The organism is Huaxiibacter chinensis (assembly GCF_022171985.1).
GTDB classification, from domain to species: domain Bacteria; phylum Pseudomonadota; class Gammaproteobacteria; order Enterobacterales; family Enterobacteriaceae; genus Enterobacter; species Enterobacter chinensis_A.
This window is the reverse complement of record NZ_JAJVHF010000018.1, coordinates 1-18750: the sequence shown is the minus strand read 5'-3', so window position 1 is coordinate 18750 and position 18750 is coordinate 1. Positions and strand designations below refer to the sequence as shown.

Here is an 18750-nt window from a genome sequence, read left to right as displayed (position 1 = left end):
TCATACCTTATCGACGTTTGCCTGACAGTTCGGCTGCAATGTATGCCTGCACACTTTTATATTGCATTACTTTGGTGATGAACTCTGCTGGACTGTATGGCCCATCCTTACGGCGAGAAACATTCAGAGTCTTTTTCACATTCTCAACATATAAATTAATACTCTTTATAATGTTGTGAGACATAACCGGATAGTCGCTTACAGCCAGTAAACCCAATGAGTTGTACTCATACATTGTGTTCATGAGCTGGTTCATCTCGAAGATGTACTTGTAAAACCTCATGGTGTTGTGGTTATTGAAGTTGAGTTGTACTGGTTCAAAACTGAAAGGTACAAACTGAGTTGATGACATGAATGAGTCATTCTTGTCGAACTCAATTGACTTAATATAAGCAACAAGATTTTCTTTCATCTTATTGTTTTCTTCATGCAGCTCGTTGAACCAATCCTGAATAGCCTGAACAAGGTCAGGATGTTTAACTGCATCAACCGTTTTAAAGAGAGAGGAAATAGCGATACTCACATCATCAAAACCTCTGATGACTGCTCCATTTCTGGCAGTTAAAAACCGGTTAAAGTCTGGGGTGCCGGGGTTAATAATAACTTTGGCCATACCCTGGTGCTCTGGTCTACGTTGAGTAGAAGTTTGAGCGTTTACGCCTTGCTTTTTATTTGAACCTTTTACCATTACATCTTTTGGTTCAATGTTAATACGCTCATTGTCCGTGATAATTGCGTCGTTCATTGTGCCACCTTAGTTTTTGAGTATTGACGGATTTTTCGTCCAAGTTCGATATATGCTGAATGATAGAGCTCAAGCATTTCTCTGTAAGGCTCCAGCAATGCTTCCGTTTCAGAAATCATTTCGTATTCCCAGCTGGCATGGTTTACAAAACAGTTCTTAGAATATTTTCCACTTTTCATTGGTTGCACCCGTTTTGACATGTGGCTAGGCGCTCTTGTTTTATAAGGGCTGAACTGATGCCAAGTGATCGTTACTTTTCTGGCATTACCAATTAGCTCAACTTTTGGTGCGTAAGAACCCAGGTACTCCCTCTTTGGAACTTTGCTATGTCGGGTAAGGTTAATCTCTTGGTGGTTTCGTTCCTTCCACTTGATCCAGTATTTTGTAATGAGATCTTCAGCCTCAACACGCAAACCTTCAATCTGAGCACGTAAATTTTTACGTGTTAGCTCTATAGAACTTATAAGATTTGAATTACTCATGACGCCTCCTGATGTGAAATTACTATACCGGAGGAAATTTCCGTTTTTTTTCACGAACAGAAGATTTTTGAATGCTCTTTGATGAGGGAATTGAACAGATGTAATGCACTCGCTGTTTCCCCCATTCGGGAGGGGCCTTCAGAAACAGTAACAGCGAGTTTAGCCTCACTTCCATCGCTACCCCCTAAAGTTACTTTTGACAGAATGACCATTGTGGATTATTGCTTTTGATAATGTGCATTGCTCTATTAAAGTTATACATATATCTAGTGCCACTTTTCCAAAAAAAATGACCCTATGGAACTTTGTCCATAGTGACACTTTTATAAAAAGTGACCCTATGACGACATTACATAGGGTCACTTTTCAAACATAAGTGACCCTATGTGAGGCATTCATAGGGTCACTTTTCTTTGTTTAGTGATCCTATGTAAGCATGAGGTTGATGAAAAGTAAAAATGTCAGTTTATGACGGTCAGTGAAAGACGTCGTTATTCTAATCCAACGTTGGGAGGGGCTGGATTTAGGTTTTTTTTTAATCGCTTCACATTTCGTTAGCATGCGCAGGAATTTTTGATAAAATTCTGGTTAGTTTGGTTAAAAAGTGTTACAAGTAAGCGGTGTGGTTGAAGGGATAGATTTAAGGCTTATTCAAGCCTTAAGAAAATACTAAAAGTTACTTTTCACCCTACCGAACACCTAACAAAAAATCCATGTTGAAGATTTGAACAATTGTAATGGCGCAAGGACAATCAGCACATGTCAGAATCTGATAATTTAACTCGTAGCTTACTCGGTAAACTTTTCCGCACTGAGATTTCGCTTATTCGTAGTTACCGTGCATTTTTAATGTTATTGCCTGTGCATGGATCTTCTGCATATCAAACTGGGACTCCTCTTCTCCAGCGTCGCCTATTTGGGAAAGGATTTAGTACAGCCGCTGATTTAGCTTTTGAAGTGGAAACACGTCCAGGTAGTTTTTTGGTTCCGCGTACACTCGGAAAGGAAATTACATGGGAGAGGTTTTTTTCTGCGGTCTTGGACGGTGATTCCAATGTAATTCGTGAATATGATACAAATGATATTGACTATGGTATTTACGATGCCGGTGAAAAAGTGACTTTTCTGAATGGTACAGTGGATATCTATAATCCCAAGAAGATTCATGAGTTGCGTTCTAAATGTGTTGATATACAGAATGACTACTTTATGCAGGTGTTCTTTATCTCAATGCTCGCACCAGAGTTTGTAAGTATTTTCTTTGGTTTAAAACCAACTACAGCTGATGCTATTAAAGACATTGGTTATTCATCGTTAAAAACAATTAACGATGTCGTTCTTTTCCCACGTACAATTGCTTTCTCACAAGGGCATATTGAAGAGAGTGTTTCACTTAAAACGAAAGTTTTTGCCTGGGCTTATGAATTGTCTGCTGACATCCGGTTAGGAAAAGTTAGTGATGATTTGATGGAACTATTACGTTATGACACTATGTTCACCAGTCACCGTCAGGATGTGTTCAACACTTTAACAAATAAAGTTATGTTAAAGGATTATTGATATGGCAAAGGTCGATCAAACAAAAGCTAATGCTCTATTGCGAGCAGCAAGAACTATGTCGCTTGGGGCAAATAAAAATACAATACGAATTTTGTACGGTAATCATGTTGCTGAAAATATCGATTTTGAGCCTGGTGCAAAAACAAAACTCAAAAAAGGTATCCGGGGCTGGAGCAAACGCACAGATAACCGCCGAGCCTTTTCTGCTGTTATTGATGTCGCAGTTAACTATTTTGGTTTTGATCCAATAAATCCGGAAGCGAGTTTTCGGCAAATTGACTTCAACCGAATAATGAGTGTCCTTCATAATCTGGGATACTTTGTATGCGCACCGGAAGTTAATAAAATAATAGAAATCCTTACTTCTATGAAAGAAATTGAAGAACTAGGTGCCTGCGAAAAATGTAAACGCCCATACATTGTGCCAGTGACAAATGATGCTCATTGTCCACGTTGCAGATTATCTTCAACTGCTTCAGCCATAGAGAGGTATTCTCAAGAAGAATTAGATTAAATTTAAAAAAGATATCGCGAAACTTGCCTTGTCTGAATCTAAATATTGACTTAAGTCAAATTCTGTTGTTTGCTTTACAATCAAATATTAGTTACAACTTAAATATCAACTCTTGACAAGTAAAGATATAATTTGATTTTTCTTTATTCAGTTTTTCTTCGTTCCAAAAATGTGCACCTTTTTTTCTGTTGAAAACGTAAAACTACTTAGGTTCTCAAAACCTTCTATGCATGACGACTTCTTAATCGCTTTCAATTAATATATTTTATATTCTTGTCTAAGTTCGCTTCTTTGATCCTTAGCTATTCCTTTTTTGAAATATAGAAACAGCATTACTTGTGATGATTTTTTTCAGCTCTAAATACACCTGTTTTCAAAGCAATATTTGCTTTTAGATATTCGATAAAACCATGTTTTTGTTACACCGGATTTTTGACAACGTGCAAGATGGATGATCTTTCCATCACCGAGACTATCTTCTTAGTCAGCACTCCTTTTCCGTCCTTTTCAACATAAAAACGACCATGCTATACGAGCTCTAACCTTTTTTTTGTATGCCATCATAACCGCATCAGAAAAGGAGAACGGTCTATGACTCGTATTGCATTAGCGCCTTCAAAGATGGTTTTGCTTATGTCTTTGGTAATTACTGGTGCCCACGCCAGCCCTGAGCAACCCCTAATAAAAGATACGCCCTTTGTATCTGGCCAGGCTTATAAGAAGGGTTTCTTCTGGTATGACGATCCTGCTAAAAAAAGCGAAGCTGAAGAAGAAGAGGTTTTGCCACCAACCGGTGCTGCTAGCTCGCCTTCAAAAGAGGAAATGGTAGATTTAAATTCAAAATGGCTAAAAGAGAATATGCCTCGACTGTTAACGCAGGCAATGGATAACCCTACCGCAGAAAATCTATCACGTTATTACACGGCGCAAAGGTTAATGCTGGATATCAGTACGCGTTTTTCTGACAAATCAAAAGATTATTTTCTTAAAAACCCGATGATGTCTGAAAAACGCAGGCAACCAGTGGAAAAGGTGGCACTGGATGCTCACCGCACTGTTGTTGAAAAAAATCAGCAAACGGTAATGAAAGATATCTTTACTAAGTCAGGTTTATTTTTCTTTTTCCAGAGTACTTGCCAGTTTTGCCACGAAGAAAGCCAAATACTTCAATTTATGCAGAACTATTATTCGGTAGATATTCTTCCAATCAGTATGGATGGAAGGCCATTGCATAATGGCCTTTTTCAGGATTTTAACATCCCCAACGCACAAATTATTGATCAATTTAAAATTCGAGAGGTACCTACAATTTTCCTGGTTTCAAAGGATGGGACATCAGCTCAGCGCATTAGTGAAGGCATGATCTCCGCTGATGAATTAAAGAACACTATTATACTTGCCGCGAAGGGCATGAATCTGATCGATGACGCTTCGTTCCAGTCAACTCTAGATATTAAAAGGCAATATACCATCGGCGATGATGGCGTTATTACCGTTAATAAATCCGAAATGGAATCAGACCCATTCCTACTTCAAAAAATAATGGACCAAAAACTCGAAGGCTATGACATGCCTACGGCCGATCCGGTCAATTATCTCAATGCTGGCGGCAGTTTTGGAGGCACTTATGCGCAGTAATGCCGTTTTCAACTTCAAAAAGTTACTTTTGTCTCTTTCTGTTTGTGCTGCAATTTTAGCCCCGACTGCAAATGCAGACAACGCAATGCGTAACATTTTCAATGGCATGATGACGTCTACCAGCCCGGCCACCTTTTCCACAGCAACCCGTACAGGCATAGTTGGCGGGTCAATGTCTTACCGAACAACAAACGTTAATACCAACCTTGTTTCCATGTCGTTTCCAAAAGCTTCTGTCGGTTGTAACGGTATTGACGTTTTTCTTGGGTCCTTCAGCATGATCAACGGGGACCAGCTTGTGCAGGTGGCCCGTGGTATTGCCCAGGGTGCGGCTATCTATGCTTTTAACGTTGCTGTTTCAGCTATTTGTGCTGACTGTGCTGCAACGATTAATGACATCCAAAACAAACTGCAAGCGCTAAATAAATTTGCGAAAGATTCATGCAATGCAACTTACTCTTTCCTTTCTGAAAACGTGGGTACGCCAAGCCAGTTCGCTAACTCAGTTAGCTCTGGACCAGCCTCAATTCTGGGATCGATTAATGGTCTTATTCCTGATTTTGGCTCATCGATGACAAAGTCACCTGAAGCTGTCACTTCTCAGGTTAAAGCAAAGGATCCCGAAGAGTTCGCTGAAAAATTCAGTGGTAACCTCTTCTATATGTCGTTCATGGATATTGATAAGGGAACGATGAACATCGGAGGGGTAACGGAGTTATCCGGTTATAAACTGGCAGAACAACTTATGTCTCTCGTAGGTACTGTCATTATCAACTGGGATAGCAAAGGCGAAAAAGCGGGAATGGAAGTCCGCCCGTCTACCATGACTGTCACGGATTACATCATGGGGCCACCAGCTGGCGGATCAATTAAAATGCTCAAGTGTTCTCCGGCACCAGATCCATCATCCCCACGAAAGGCTCAGTGCCTTGTCATGTCAGAAGTTAATGACGGTGGTTTTAAGGGATTGAAGGATACCATTTCTGATCTTCTTTTAAACGTACAGAAAAAAATCATCAACGACGTTCGTGTTTCAGATGATGAATTACGCATTATCTCCTATATCGGCATCCCGACCATTATCGACTCTTTGCAAACATTCGAAGCACCGGAAGGGTACGCATACATTCAGGACATCAGCACTATTGCTGCGACGAGCCTCGTAATCAACATGTTGCGCCAGGTTGAGGCCAAAATTTCAACCATGAGCATACCGAGTGAGTCGCTGTCGGGTAAAAGGGATGATCTCAACCGATTAACAGACAATCTCTCAAAACAGGTTAAAGCCGCCTATGAGCTATCGCACAGCCAGGTCGGTACCAGCTCGGACGTCATTTCAACCTGGGATAACCGTCGCCTGCAACGGAAGGCTTTCACTGAAAGTATTCGTGGCACACGTAACTGAGGTCTGACATGGATTACAACATATATACCCTGGGTGATATTGATTTTGTCTGGTCGGCTTTTACCGGTATTGCCCTGATCTTTTCTCAATATACTGGTGTAAAAGAGTTCCTGACCACGGCCGCCGTTGTAGCAGGTGTGAGCCTATTCTATAAAACGTGGCTATGGCTTCAGGCTCCGACCAAAAATGAATTACCGTTTTTCTCCTGGTTTTTGGGGTTGATCCTTTTCATGATGGCAATGGTTCGAGTGGATGTAACTATTGAATCTGTAAAGTCGGGAGAGGTCAGAAACGTCGACGGAATTCCAATTTTTATTGCTGCGATGGCAACCGTCACCACTAACTTAAGCCAGGGTTTGCTGAAGGATTATAAAACAGCGTTTGATCCGCTTTCTCCGGTGGACCTGTCTGCAACAACTCTGGACGATGACATCACCCTCGGTCCGATGATCCGATTCGTGAAGTTTTTGCAATGGGGCGGCGATAGCCAGGGCTACTGTTCCGCATTTCCTGAACCGGCCAGCGGGCTAGGGCCAATGAACGTATGTGCTACCGTTCAGTCTCTTGCATACAACTGCCTGAAGGCTACCCAAAACTCAAGCGCAAATATTGCCGGTAAAGAAACTATTTTTAACGATATTTTCTCAGCTAATCTGGCAGATAGCATGGACCGGATTAATCAGGCGATGAAAGGCGCACTGAAGAATGCCTCTGCCAGTATTGTTGGCGCTAACGGTTCAAAATCTGGTACGTGTGATGAGGTCTGGTCAACTGTGAAACAGGTTACCAGTACAGCTGAAGCTCGCCAGACTATTTCCCTTATAGGACAGACAAACGGCATCCTTACTCCAGACGAAGCAAATGGTGCACCTACCGGCGCAAGCTTTACTGATGTTATGGCGTCAGCAAATGGTATGTACGGTAAGGCTATTGGTTCGTATGACGCCACCCTGAACCTGTTCATTATGAATGAGCTCAGAAATGGCGCAAGCAAATATAAGACCCCACTCGGTCTGGCTTCCGATATGCAGTTGTTTGAGGCTTCTCTGAAGCGAACCAACACAATGGCTTCACAGGGCCAGTTGTGGTTACAACTGTCGGGAGCAGCAATCGCATTCCTTGAAATGTTTGCTTATATGGTTGCTCCATTTGCTTTGCTTATGCTGCTGGCGTTAGGTGGTAATGGTGTTGCCGCTGCGGCGAAATATTTGCAACTTATCCTCTTCGTGAATATGTGGCCGCTTACGGCAGTAATGGTCAACGCGTATGTGAAGAAAGTCGCGACGGCCGACTTGGATACCTGGAGCACCCTCAACAGCCAGAATAATGCCGTCACGTGGATGGGACTCCCAGGGCTTGCGGAAACATACAGTTCATACCTGTCTGTTGCTTCCGCCCTCTATGCTCTGATTCCGGTACTCACATTATTCCTGATGACACAGTCGATTCACCCGATGATGAATGCGGTTAAGGGAGTGACCCCCGATGCGCCGGTGGATACTGGTCATGTAACGCCCAAAGTATGGGATGGCCCTAACAGCGGTAAATCTTCATTTGGTGACGTGACACGAACCGCCTTAACCAGTACCGGTCAGGGATACAGCGATGGCGGCGCAGTTGATTCAAGTAATTTCCGTCTTGGAATGTGGAATGCTGGTTCAAGTATCGCTAACAGCCAGGGACAAGGATCAGCTGTAACCTCATCAGTTATGAGTGCGGCAAGTAATTCATTCCAGGCTGGTTACAGTCAGATGAGCGAAATTGGAAGGTCAGGACAGTCGAGCCAGCAGTTCTCAACCAACCTGCAAACAATGAAGCAGATCTCGGATAAGATTGGTGCCTCTGTAGCAGAAGGTATTGCAACGAAACATGGGGTGAGTGCGTCTCAGATGGCCAGCATTGCTTCAAATGTTATTCTCAACGCTGGGCTTAATGGAGGTGTTGGAACTGGCAATGGAGCCGGGCTGAAAGCGGCTGTAGCAGGGCAATTGAGTAGCGGTGCATCTAAGACCAATACAGGCAGTGACTCGCTTTCAAATGACCTTTCAAAAGCAATCACGAATCAGCTTAGCCAGGATTCTGCGTTAACTGACCAGTTCAGTAAAGCGGCGTCTCAGGTAAGCAGCGATCAGATATCCAATACTAATGCGTTTAAAGAAGCATCGTCGAAAATGAACCAGGCGACACAGACGATGGCGCAAAATATTTCTACATCGGTTTCGACTAACGCAAGCTCCAATAGTGGAATGAGCCTTGATTCTAAACAAAGCATTAACCTGGACAGGTTCTCCGATTCTATTCGCAACAAAAACTTCAGTGATGATGATGTAAGGAATTTTGCTCGTAAGAATGGGCTGGATGAGAATGCGTTTATGGAGAAATTCAACTCCTATAACGATACCTTCAAGGCCAGTAATCAGCTTGGATCGCAGCTTCAACGTACTGACGCGCTTGTGGCTGCAACCCGAGATTTCAGTGAGCAAAAAATTGCGATTGATACCGCCCGGGGAGAGACGGCCGAAAGTAATAAACAGGATCTCCGTGAAACCTCCAGCCTGCTTAAAAGTCTGGTTTCCGACTTCGGTGGTAATGCACAGCAGCTGCTACCTATCACCAATCAGCTCGACAGAATTTCAGGTGACGGGTCAGGAATTAATACTATCACTCAGGCACAGGATAGAACTCCTGACAGCGTAAATACGTCTGGCGTGATGAGTGCGTCACGCGTAGGGGAACTGGGTGGAAGTGTAGATTCGCAGGCTAAACTCGGTCTTTCCTCCAACGCTCAGGACGCGACACAGCATGTCCCTGGAAAAAGTGAAGCTGGCTTTACTCCGTATAACCTTGATAACGCGGGCAAAGGCGATATTCAGGGAATACATAACAACAACGTGGGCCGCACTTATTCTGATGAAGAAAGGAATGTGCTTAATTCTCTCGAAAAGAATGGACCTGTACTGAATAATCAGGGTGTAGAGAAAGTCGTCAATTCGGGTCAGGATGTCAGAAATGCAGAAGGCACATTTAACGATCTGGAAAAGGTTGGAGGTCGGGTGGTTGGTGATGGAATGGATCAACGAGCCACTGCTTTGAACAGTATGTATCAGAGCGGGCAAGTTCGTGGCTTATCTAATAACACTGATAACTACTTTAGTCGTGTTGCCAACAACCCGAACTTAAGCCGGGACGATAAGCGAGCTGAATTGGCACAGCAAGCTGTCTTTACCTATGGTGCCAGCACCATGGCTACCGGTGCCGAAAGAGAGCAGCTCAAAGCGGATACCCAGAAGATCCTTAATGAACTGGGTAACTATAACGTTAACTGGAGTATGAATGACGTTAAGAGCATCCATAGCAGTTTCAACACTCATAACAGAGCTGATGGTTCACTTGAGTCAGTCGTACGGGCAAACCTGGGAGAAGGTGGGTCGGGCGGTGGTCTCGTTGGTAACCGCACTCAGACCGTCACAGATCGCTTGGTTGGGGAAAAGATAGAGGCCAACACTGAGCGGGGCGCGATTTCTGGTGCGCTACTCGGGGGCCAGCAATTTGTTTCGGATACGCTAACCAGCGTTGGGGCGAAACCGGTAAATGAGATGCTTACGGGAGCGGGCATCCTTCAAACCCAGACATCGATAGCAAATGATGCCTCTAACCCTGCAAATATGCCTGATTCTCTCCAGGGTAAAGTCCTTAATCACATGCAGATGTCTGATGGCGTCGCAGCTGTAAGTGACCGGTATCAGAGTATTAGCAGCGACGGCGTTTCGACTTATGCGAATGCAGCGCAGAACTCTGAAAGGGCTATCCGGCAGCAATTGACGGATGACCCACGCTTTGGGCCTCAGAAAGCAGATGAATTCATTCAGTACATGAAGTCAGAGCTGAGCAACACAAATGAGCCTTACCAGTCACGTGTCGATAAAGCGGATCAGTGGCTTAATGAAAATAAAAAATAAGGGAGGTTGAATATAACCTCCTGAAATGACTATCAATAGATTGTAAATTACTGCTAAACAATTAAGGCCGCAAAGTATGTGTTTGCGGCCTTTTTTTCAGAAGTACCGCTCTTGCGGAACATTCAACTGACGGTTTGAATCAGTGAAGACAAAAATCTATCAAACTCTGTATGAGATTCAATAACATAATCAGTAGATGCTTTGTCTCTTATCTGAAAGCAGTCGTCTGCAAAACTATAAGCGAAAAGTGACATGCCATCTTCTCCGATTAACACCTTATCAGTGAGATTTGGGTCAACGTAGATTTCATTGTCTCGTGCTTCAAAGTTGCGTATGTAAATATTTGACCACAATAGATTTTCGTTCTCTGCCTGAACAAGGTTATAAAACGTAAGTCCGTTGTACTCAAAACCATCCATAGCATTAAACACTTGGGCATAATCAAGCCTGGTTTTAATGAGTTTCTGTATATCTATATAGGCGCTCTTTTTGTGATCTGCCCACTCCACTGGAGGCGGATTGCAGATTAAGTCTTTCAAGACTTCCGGGGCTACCGGGCTGGCTAAAGGGTAGTGATCTGCAACCATCAACCTCTTTAAGCTGCTGAGTAGTTGAGTTAAATCTTTCATGAGCGCCTCTTACTTTCCTACCGGGTAGATAACACCGTTCGGCGATGGCCATAGAACTTTGGTGCTTGAATTATACGGTAGATCCTTCGTAATGATGGATTGTGCTTTCGACAGTGCTGAATGGTATGGTGAATTCTGAATAAGTACCAGGTTGTCTATAGCGTTTGTGCCACCATCATCAAGAGGGATCTTGTGGTGAACCTGCCACCCAGAGGGGACCTTGCCTGTTGCAAGTTTCATCAAATCGTTAGGTTCAAACGTAGCCAGGGCATCTGGGTGGTCTGAAAGTGATTTAAGGAAGTTAGGGCGTACAGTATTGTTGAATTGTCCACGGAGAGCTAAATATTCAGCTCTGTCTCGGCGCATGTAGTTCAATTCGCTAACATTCATATCATCGAGCAAAACGTGTGCTTTTTTGTACTTGCCGAGATAACTTGTCAATTCATCCGCAGACCTTGGATTTCGGATAACCAGAAGTGAAGCCGCTGCAACCAGCATACCTGAAGTTGTTTCGTTCAATACCTGGTCATAGCCTTCAACAGCTTCGCCGCCAAGTTGTTCAGCCGTATGTCGAAATCCCTCCACATTTCCATTATAAAGCCCGCCAGCTGCGAGAAGACGACCAGCCGCTTTGGAATTAATGGTTTTTGTTGATTGGGCGTGCTGTGCTGGTGTCGTTGATCGAACGTAATACCCCGGGCGTTTCAACTGACGAGAGATGATATCGCGCAGACGGGTAAAGAGGGACAGGGGCAGGTCATTGCGTAGGTTGCCATTTGATATAACCCCCGGCCCGGCATTGCCGGTTATGTCTTTTCTAAGCAGAACGATCTTACCGTATCTGATGTCGTCAAGCGTATCGCGGTAAGCGAGCCAGGGGCGTTGATGGTGGAACTGGTGATACCGGCTGACAAACTGTGTATATCCCTGCGGTAAATTCCATTCCTGAATAATCCGGTTTGGCAGGGCGGTATCTTCGAGGTCATGTACCGCCGTGGCCGGATGTATGATGTGGGGAATATCCTCAAGGTATATGTCATCCAGTGACTTAGCCTGACAGTGATGCAGCATAATGTCCCTTTCTTGTCGAATTCATATGAGACATTATTGCGTATGGTATAAAACAATCAATCCTAAAGTGGATGGGCGTACGAGATCAGCAGTGACAGGGTAAAAGGAAAGTTACTTTGTTCATCAGCGTCCCATGAGCTGATGGTACCTTGCGTTAAGAGCTGCAAGGTCAGATTCGGTGAGGCCCGTGTAATAATCGGTTTTGTGCAAATGCGGATAACCGGCCGGAAATAATGATTCGTCGTCATCAAGGCAGATAAATGCTTTAACTCGATGTGAAAAGACAAAGTCCTCACACTCGGCAGCCCGCACACCAGTCTGTCCGTGTTTTAAATATACCGAACCGGTTGCACCTATGATTTTGTCTCTATAAGGCACCCGGAACAGAGATTTCAGATAACTTGTATTAGCGCACTCACGCCATGAGCTGGAGATAACAATCACCATGGCAGGGCAGTTATCCAGCAATTTCTCTAACAGTGGCATTCGCTCAAAGGTTTCATTTTTACACCTGTGGCAAACCCCATCGAAATCTAAGAAAAGCACGACATGCGAATCAGGGAGAGGGGCCCATAAACCAGCTGTTGTTTCTTCATGAACACATACTTCTTCATGATGAGGGTTTTTCTGGATCAAGAAAGAAGAGAGAATCTTAAATAAATTTCTTGCAGAAGAAGACAATATATTACTCCTGAGTCAGTGTGAAATATTTGTGGTGGTTTACCCAAGCCACTCGATGATCTTCTGTAATATCGGGTTGTATTTATTTAACAACAGGAGTCGGGTTTTGCTCCGGGACATTTTTAGCTATATGGCCATTGTATCGAGGAGGTTGCTGGGTCCATTGATAAAGCTCACCCATCCCGTTACGCTGCTGGATCCGGCGATTGTACTTTACCATGAAGTTAAATATGTACTTTGCACGTACCTTTGGGGTTTTGCTGTTGTAATCTGCAATCCCTTCAAACACATTGCCCTTGCGATCAACAATTTTTCTATAGAGCCACCATGTTCCAACCCAGAAACTTGCGCAAGCATCGTAAGCCAGAACCCGCCACGTTACCGTCGGGAAATGCTTTTTTATTTCAGGTAGATTGGATGAGTTGATCTGCATTGGGCCAATATCATAAGTGCCGTTAGTATTCCTGCTGAAAGTACCAACCTTACCGCCTTCATTGTCAAACAACGTAAAAACCAGTTCAGCATCAATTCCGAAGTAGCGGGCGGCATCCGTAATGCACTGAGTGTAAATCTCATCAGGAACGGGAATAGGTTTCACATCATCTGCTGGTGGTGTAAACACAACGATTTCTCCACTGAATCTACGTTTTATCTATTCTCCCATATATCTATCGACTTTCTTTCGGCTTTACCCGTTGATTTAAGCGTTTAAGCAAAATTCTGGAATTTTGGGGCGTGATAATATTAGTGCTCGATTTAAGGAGCGGAAATGAAAAAAATTATTAAGGCATCGGTATTACTTCTTTCATTAAGTACCGCCTTCACGATGAATGCCGAGCCGGTTAATACAATGGTACTGCCAGATGCAGCCCGGGATAAGCTCAAAGCCATTGGGCTTTCAATCGAGCACGTCGAACCCTCGCCAGTAAAAGATATTTTTACGGTGATTTCCAGGGAGGGGGTAAGTTACGTGAGCAAAGACGGAGATTACATTTTTACCGGAAGCTTATTCCACGTGAAAGGTAAAGATGTGGTAAACACCACTGAGCAGGCCATTTTAATGGGCGTCCGGGAATTCGCATCCAAAACAAAATCCATCGACTACAAATCACCAAACGAAAAATACCGGCTTGCTATCTTTACCGATATAACCTGTGGATACTGCCAAAAACTGCATCATGATCTGAAGTCTTATCTTGATGCCGGTATTTCGATTAAGTTTCTTGCATTCCCACGTGCAGGACTGAACTCGGTAGTAGCCGGGAACATGGCCAAAATCTGGTGTTCAGCAAAGCCAAACGAAGCTCTGGATGCAGCGATGAATCCGGTTTCAACTATCCCGGAAGGACGTCCTGATGAGGCTTGCTTAAACATTATCAAATCGCATTTCCAGGTGGCCTCAACAATCCCGCTGCAAGGTACTCCTACCATGGTGACACTAAGCGGCAAACCGCAGTTATTTACGGGGTGGCTGAGCCCGGAAAACCTGGTGACCCAAATGGGCGCTGCGCAAAAGTAACTTTTCCGACTGTAAGAGGTGTGTATGAAATCTACTTTACTGAGTACGTTAATGCTGGTTGCTGTAGGTGTACAGCCCGTTTTCGCTGCACAATGTCAGTACGGAGCCTGTGGAACGGAAAACGATCCCGGAATCGGATTTCTGATGTCATCGGTACAAATGGATAAAGGTGAACATCTAAAGGAACTCTCTGGTGTTGCGACCACAGGTGACACCATCTCTAAAAAGATGGAAAGCTACCTGGGAAATAAAAAGCTCAAGGTAAACACCGACAGTACCCGCAAGGGGCCGGGTAATACCACCATCAGGCCTACAGATGAGCTCGCCCCAACGAGGCAACTAAAAGTTATCCGGCCCGAACTGGTAAAAAATCCCGATTCGCAGCTCGTGGTAGCTTTCAATGAGCGCCTGGCCTGATTTATTGACTGAGAGCGTCCAGAAGGAAAAAAGATGTCGATACTCAGTAGCTTCGTCATCAGAGCAACGGGGATACCTGACAAAAAGTATCTCCGGGATCCCGTAATAAAACGTTGTTATAAACGTCTGAGTCGTAGGGTGCCTGCTCTAATGACGGGGTGGCTTCTGTGCATTCTGGGTTCAGGGTATGTCAGTATGGCACTGGAACAGCCTGATAGCACTGTATTACTCAGTCTGCTGCTGTTGTATGTTATGTCAGGCATTTTACTGATGCAGTTCCAGTATATGTATTCAGAGCGAAGCATAGGCTACAAGTTCTACCTGGAAGTGCTTATGAATGCAGCTGCCAGTACTCAACATAAAGAACAGTTACAGTATCTGTTCATTAATAAGCCCAATTCCATCACGATGGGCGATCTTTACCGACTTTATGATTTTAATGGGGGAGGGCGATAGCCACGTTAATGTGCGTGTCCAAAAGTCACTTTTGAACATTCTCTTCCCGCCGTCTGCTTTCAGTTCCAGGGGATCACTGCAACATAATTTCCGGAACGCAGCGGCGCATCAAATTTATCAGTAAAGGCGTCGATCATTGCTGAATAAGCAATGCTGTCTGACGGCACAGGTGCATTGCTTTGCATACTCACTTTCAGAACCTGCTTTGCTCCTTTCGCTGACGGGTATACCTCGACATCCAGCTGTCGCATATAGTGCATCTGCGACATCGTCTCAGTGCCTATTACCCCATCGACTGGCTTGTAGTCATAGTCAGTATGCAATTCGCCATGCTTGTCAGTTCTCGTTGTCTTTTTATCTACAACGTAGCCTGTCACCCCAGTAAGAAGCTGCTCGCTATACTGCATGTTCTCCTGTGAGCTGCTGATTCGGAACCTGAGCACATAATCTGGCTGGTGAGTGGAAATAATGACTCCTTTTTTTGCTAATCCATCAGCAAAACGGCCTGAAAACATTCTGGACTGAATACTTTCGTCCGGAGGGACTATCTGAAACCTTTTATTTGTAACAGGACGAGGCATTAGATCGTACGCATCTACCTGGTTTGCGAAATGATATCCGCATCCACTCAAAAGCATTGCGGTTGTGAGTATAAAGCCCTGCCTAATCATCCTTTAATCTCCAAAAAGCATTGTTTCACGAATAATTCCGATTTACCGGGCCAGTATAATCCATCGCAGGTTAATAACTAACAGGCTGAAAAGCATAAAGGTAGCTATGTCTAAAGAATTTTATTTAAAACCGATGGCCACGATTTTAATTTCTGCGGTTATTGCTACCGCTGCCTCGGCGTTAATCACGGCAACTTATTTTAAACCGAAGGTGCTCAGTGAGGAAGAAATTGGCAAAATTGCCGCTACTTACCTGGTAAAAAATCCCCATTATTTAGTGGAAGCAGGTAAGGCGCTGGAAAATCAGAACGTGAGTGCCTCAGTGGAACGAATAATTCCATATGCGCCAGCTCTGCTGGATACCAAGGAGACGCCAAACATCGGCCCTGATGACGCCGACGTCGCGGTAATCGAGTTCTTCGACTATCAGTGTATTTACTGCATGCGGGTTACACCTGTTGTTGAATCGGTAATGAATCAGAGCAAAGATGTAAAATTCTTCTTTAAAGAATTCCCGATTTTTGCCGGTTCAAAACCTGTATCTGCCATGGGGGCCGCTACGGGTCTGCACGTCTATCAGAATTTCGGTGCTGAAGCCTATCGTAAGTACCACAACAACCTGATGGCTGTGGCTCATACCTTCATGACCTCTCAACGCAAATTCGAACTCACTGACTTTAATACTGTGGTGGAAAAGTCAGGGTTTAACAGCACGTTTTCTGACAGGGAAAAAAACCGGTATGAAAACGTGATCTCCGGCAATATGCAGCTGGGCGAAGCGCTCGGGATCACCGGCACACCCGGTTTCATCATTATGAATATGAAAAAGCCGAATGCGGCGACTACCACATTTATCCCCGGGGCTATGGACGCAGCAACTTTGCAGGGCGCAATCGAAAAAGCTCGCGGGGCCTAAAGTTACTTTCACATTTGATGAGTACGGCCATGCCGGTCATGGCCGCTACGCTTTTACAACGAGTAATTCATCCCAGCGGGTCGTATATCTCGGTGATAGCATGGCCTGCTTCATACGAAAATCCTGTTGAATGCCTTCCCCCAGTAAAAACAGAGCTCCGCGCTTTTCTTTATTGAACCGGTCCATAACTTTCATCAGTGCCTGACTGCCAGGCCTGGCCGGGCGAGTATCAAACAGGCTGAGTTGCTCTGTGCCGTCAGTCATAGCGGAGAGCATTACCCCTGCTTTCGCATACGCTATCCCGGGTCTGTAAATGCGGTTCAGGATGGTCATGGCTGCATCAACCAGATCGCGGGTGTCCTGTGTAGCGGTAAGCGGCTCGATACCACAATTGCTGTAGCGGTTTTCACCTTGCGCATAATTGCTACTCTGAATGAAGACTGTGATTTGACGGGTCCACGAGCCATCCTTGCGCAGCTGCTCTGCCGCCCGGGCGGTAAAAAATGAAACTGCCTCATGTAGCTTGCCTATCTCATTAAGGCGCTGACCAAAACTTCTGGAAACGATAATCTGTTGCCTGACAGGAGGAGACTCGTGCAGCCGGAAACATGGTTCGCCATGCAGTTCCCGCCAGGTACGCTCGATTTCAACGCCAAAGCTTTTACGTAAAAAGCGAACGTCGCTATTATAAAAATCACCGGCAGTGATGATCCCGAAAGCCGACAGGCGTTCACTAATCTTTCGACCAATACCCCATATTTCTCTGGTACTGATCAGGCTCAGGAGCTTCCTGATCCTGGCCTGATCAGTCAAAACTACAACCCCGCCTGTAGCTGCCCATCGTTTGCTCGCATAGGTGCATAATTTAGCGAGGGTTTTGGTGCTTGAACAACCCACACCACAGGTAAGGGACAGATTATGAAGAAGTGTACTTCTGATCAACCGGCCGTAATCTTCATAATCTATTATCTTGTTCATGTTTTTCAATAACATGAAATTTTCATCTATGCTATATCGACTCGATTGAGGCGCGAAGCTTTCCAGCGTTTCATGGAAGCGATTTGAGTAGTCTTCATACAAAGTAAAGTTAGAGCTCCGGACTTCGATCCGGTGTTGCTGAATCAAATCCCTGCACTTAAAAATTGGGGTCCCACGCTTAATACCAACGCTTTTAGCCAGTTTATTCATTGCAATGACGGACGAATCGTTATTGCTGGCTATGATGAGCGGCTTTTTTGACAGCTTGGGATCCATCGCACACTCAAATGCCGCATAGGCTCCGTTAATATCAACGTGCATGTACATGGCTGAACTGATTCAGTGCAAAGGTGACGACGCCCCATATCTCAAGGGATTCAGGATTTACACGTATCGGCTTATAGGCTGGATTAGAAGGCATCAAAAGCAGCTCAGGATACGTGTGTAAGATCTTTACCGTAAACTCTCCATCCACCAGCGCAACGACGATAGAGCCGTGTCGTGCTGTTAAAGACCGATCCACAACCAGTATTGCTCCATCATTGATACCGGCATTGATCATACTGAGGCCCGCCGCCCTGACAAAGAAGGTTGAGGGGCGGTTGCGGACTACATATTCATGCAAATTTAATTCATTATCTTCATGCCCGGCGCACGGACTCATCACTCCACAGCTTAGTAAATCACTGAAAAAAGGTGCCATTTCGTAAGGCTTGTTGCTAATGTGCTCAAGGATAACAGACATAGCTACACTCGAATTCTTGTACTGTATGTATAAACAGTATTGCGAGTTGAAGAGAAAAGATCAAATCTCTCCGGTAACGCTATCAAGCCTGACGAAAAATTAAGCTTTATCATAAACATCAAAAACCATCTTTTACCGATAATGGCGAGCTGGCCTACGAAGAAGGTATACAAGCTAGGATGAAAGGATTCTGATGCTCCTCCCACCAAATTTTTTATCTCCTGAAGACCAGGCTGAGTACGATGCTTATATGGCAAGGTTCAGCGAGGTGGTGATGCTGCCAACTTACTGATTTAGTGTATGATGGTGTTTTTGAGGTGCTCCAGTGGCTTCTGTTTCTATCAGCTGTCCCTCCTGTTCAGCT

Annotated in this window: 18 protein-coding genes; 9 read left to right on the top strand and 9 right to left on the bottom strand. The window is 44.4% G+C overall.

Going from position 1 to position 18750, the window contains the following annotated elements:
* Positions 1-7: 7 nt before the first annotated feature.
* The gene (locus LZP96_RS22090; RefSeq protein WP_000995978.1) at positions 8-745 is read right to left on the bottom strand and encodes a hypothetical protein; all 738 of its coding nucleotides are present in this window, start codon (positions 743-745) and stop codon (positions 8-10) included.
* A complete protein-coding gene (gene mobI, locus LZP96_RS22085) occupies positions 742-1227 on the bottom strand; it encodes a conjugative transfer protein MobI(A/C) (protein ID WP_000071885.1) in 486 nt (161 codons plus the stop codon). The genes LZP96_RS22090 and mobI overlap by 4 nt, the downstream gene beginning before the upstream one ends.
* Positions 1228-1986: 759 nt before the next feature.
* Here mobI and LZP96_RS22080 point away from each other — a divergent pair.
* From LZP96_RS22080 to LZP96_RS22060, 5 genes are all read left to right on the top strand, one after another.
* A complete protein-coding gene (locus tag LZP96_RS22080) occupies positions 1987-2787 on the top strand; it encodes a hypothetical protein (protein WP_000004208.1) in 801 nt (266 codons plus the stop codon).
* 1 nt (position 2788) lies between these two features.
* A complete protein-coding gene (locus LZP96_RS22075) occupies positions 2789-3301 on the top strand; it encodes a hypothetical protein (protein ID WP_001140952.1) in 513 nt (170 codons plus the stop codon).
* A 591-nt stretch (positions 3302-3892) separates the two neighbouring features.
* Entirely contained in the window at positions 3893-4939 is a 1047-nt protein-coding gene (locus tag LZP96_RS22070) for a thioredoxin family protein (RefSeq protein WP_000196727.1), read from the top strand.
* A complete protein-coding gene (trhH, locus tag LZP96_RS22065) occupies positions 4929-6344 on the top strand; it encodes an IncHI-type conjugal transfer protein TrhH (RefSeq protein ID WP_001257292.1) in 1416 nt (471 codons plus the stop codon). Before LZP96_RS22070 ends, trhH begins: the two co-directional genes overlap by 11 nt.
* Before the next feature lie 8 nt (positions 6345-6352).
* Entirely contained in the window at positions 6353-10303 is a 3951-nt protein-coding gene (locus LZP96_RS22060; RefSeq protein WP_000386160.1) for a conjugal transfer protein TraG N-terminal domain-containing protein, read from the top strand.
* Between the two features lie 122 nt (positions 10304-10425).
* Here the strand turns inward: LZP96_RS22060 and LZP96_RS22055 are convergent, their stop codons facing one another.
* From LZP96_RS22055 to LZP96_RS22040, 4 genes are all read right to left on the bottom strand, one after another.
* Positions 10426-10932: a YrhA family protein gene (locus LZP96_RS22055; RefSeq protein ID WP_000654195.1), complete on the bottom strand. Its 507-nt coding sequence runs from the start codon at positions 10930-10932 to the stop codon at positions 10426-10428.
* Positions 10933-10941: 9 nt separating this feature from the next.
* On the bottom strand, positions 10942-12003 hold the full coding sequence (locus LZP96_RS22050) for an HNH endonuclease signature motif containing protein (RefSeq protein WP_000902297.1): 1062 nt from the start codon (positions 12001-12003) through the stop codon (positions 10942-10944).
* A 123-nt stretch (positions 12004-12126) separates the two neighbouring features.
* Positions 12127-12684: an HAD domain-containing protein gene (locus LZP96_RS22045; RefSeq protein WP_001371950.1), complete on the bottom strand. Its 558-nt coding sequence runs from the start codon at positions 12682-12684 to the stop codon at positions 12127-12129.
* A gap of 82 nt (positions 12685-12766) precedes the next feature.
* A complete protein-coding gene (locus tag LZP96_RS22040; RefSeq protein WP_000494968.1) occupies positions 12767-13306 on the bottom strand; it encodes a lytic transglycosylase domain-containing protein in 540 nt (179 codons plus the stop codon).
* Positions 13307-13453: 147 nt separating this feature from the next.
* Between LZP96_RS22040 and LZP96_RS22035 the strand changes: the two genes are divergently transcribed.
* The 3 genes from LZP96_RS22035 (at position 13454) to LZP96_RS22025 (ending at position 15076) form a co-directional block, all read left to right on the top strand.
* The gene (locus tag LZP96_RS22035) at positions 13454-14203 is read left to right on the top strand and encodes a thioredoxin fold domain-containing protein (protein ID WP_000720274.1); all 750 of its coding nucleotides are present in this window, start codon (positions 13454-13456) and stop codon (positions 14201-14203) included.
* A gap of 24 nt (positions 14204-14227) precedes the next feature.
* A complete protein-coding gene (locus LZP96_RS22030) occupies positions 14228-14620 on the top strand; it encodes a hypothetical protein (RefSeq protein ID WP_000843243.1) in 393 nt (130 codons plus the stop codon).
* Between the two features lie 195 nt (positions 14621-14815).
* Complete coding sequence (locus LZP96_RS22025; RefSeq protein WP_001439466.1) at positions 14816-15076, top strand: hypothetical protein; 261 nt, start codon at positions 14816-14818, stop codon at positions 15074-15076.
* 59 nt (positions 15077-15135) lie between these two features.
* Here LZP96_RS22025 and LZP96_RS22020 read toward each other — a convergent pair whose 3' ends face one another.
* Positions 15136-15483: a hypothetical protein gene (locus LZP96_RS22020; RefSeq protein ID WP_121343843.1), complete on the bottom strand. Its 348-nt coding sequence runs from the start codon at positions 15481-15483 to the stop codon at positions 15136-15138.
* A gap of 370 nt (positions 15484-15853) precedes the next feature.
* On the opposite strand from LZP96_RS22020, the gene LZP96_RS22015 reads away from it, so the two are divergent.
* Positions 15854-16663: a DsbA family protein gene (locus LZP96_RS22015; RefSeq protein WP_000031378.1), complete on the top strand. Its 810-nt coding sequence runs from the start codon at positions 15854-15856 to the stop codon at positions 16661-16663.
* A 45-nt stretch (positions 16664-16708) separates the two neighbouring features.
* Here LZP96_RS22015 and umuC read toward each other — a convergent pair whose 3' ends face one another.
* The gene (gene umuC / locus LZP96_RS22010; protein WP_001371894.1) at positions 16709-17962 is read right to left on the bottom strand and encodes a translesion error-prone DNA polymerase V subunit UmuC; all 1254 of its coding nucleotides are present in this window, start codon (positions 17960-17962) and stop codon (positions 16709-16711) included.
* The gene (gene umuD, locus LZP96_RS22005; protein ID WP_000111290.1) at positions 17952-18386 is read right to left on the bottom strand and encodes a translesion error-prone DNA polymerase V autoproteolytic subunit; all 435 of its coding nucleotides are present in this window, start codon (positions 18384-18386) and stop codon (positions 17952-17954) included. The genes umuC and umuD overlap by 11 nt, the downstream gene beginning before the upstream one ends.
* Positions 18387-18750 lie beyond the last annotated feature (364 nt).

Excerpts from the sequence above, each read along its gene's own strand:
- LZP96_RS22050 (WP_000902297.1), bottom strand. The coding sequence starts at position 12,003 with ATGCTGCATCACTGTCAGGCTAAGTCACTGGATGACATATACCTTGAG.
- LZP96_RS22080 (WP_000004208.1), top strand. The coding sequence starts at position 1,987 with ATGTCAGAATCTGATAATTTAACTCGTAGCTTACTCGGTAAACTTTTC.
- umuC (WP_001371894.1), bottom strand. The coding sequence starts at position 17,962 with ATGCACGTTGATATTAACGGAGCCTATGCGGCATTTGAGTGTGCGATG.
- LZP96_RS22020 (WP_121343843.1), bottom strand. The coding sequence starts at position 15,483 with ATGCAGTATAGCGAGCAGCTTCTTACTGGGGTGACAGGCTACGTTGTA.
- LZP96_RS22025 (WP_001439466.1), top strand. The coding sequence starts at position 14,816 with ATGGCACTGGAACAGCCTGATAGCACTGTATTACTCAGTCTGCTGCTG.
- mobI (WP_000071885.1), bottom strand. The coding sequence starts at position 1,227 with ATGAGTAATTCAAATCTTATAAGTTCTATAGAGCTAACACGTAAAAAT.
- LZP96_RS22075 (WP_001140952.1), top strand. The coding sequence starts at position 2,789 with ATGGCAAAGGTCGATCAAACAAAAGCTAATGCTCTATTGCGAGCAGCA.
- LZP96_RS22090 (WP_000995978.1), bottom strand. The coding sequence starts at position 745 with ATGAACGACGCAATTATCACGGACAATGAGCGTATTAACATTGAACCA.
- LZP96_RS22030 (WP_000843243.1), top strand. The coding sequence starts at position 14,228 with ATGAAATCTACTTTACTGAGTACGTTAATGCTGGTTGCTGTAGGTGTA.
- umuD (WP_000111290.1), bottom strand. The coding sequence starts at position 18,386 with ATGTCTGTTATCCTTGAGCACATTAGCAACAAGCCTTACGAAATGGCA.
- LZP96_RS22060 (WP_000386160.1), top strand. The coding sequence starts at position 6,353 with ATGGATTACAACATATATACCCTGGGTGATATTGATTTTGTCTGGTCG.
- LZP96_RS22015 (WP_000031378.1), top strand. The coding sequence starts at position 15,854 with ATGTCTAAAGAATTTTATTTAAAACCGATGGCCACGATTTTAATTTCT.
- LZP96_RS22035 (WP_000720274.1), top strand. The coding sequence starts at position 13,454 with ATGAAAAAAATTATTAAGGCATCGGTATTACTTCTTTCATTAAGTACC.
- LZP96_RS22055 (WP_000654195.1), bottom strand. The coding sequence starts at position 10,932 with ATGAAAGATTTAACTCAACTACTCAGCAGCTTAAAGAGGTTGATGGTT.
- LZP96_RS22070 (WP_000196727.1), top strand. The coding sequence starts at position 3,893 with ATGACTCGTATTGCATTAGCGCCTTCAAAGATGGTTTTGCTTATGTCT.
- trhH (WP_001257292.1), top strand. The coding sequence starts at position 4,929 with ATGCGCAGTAATGCCGTTTTCAACTTCAAAAAGTTACTTTTGTCTCTT.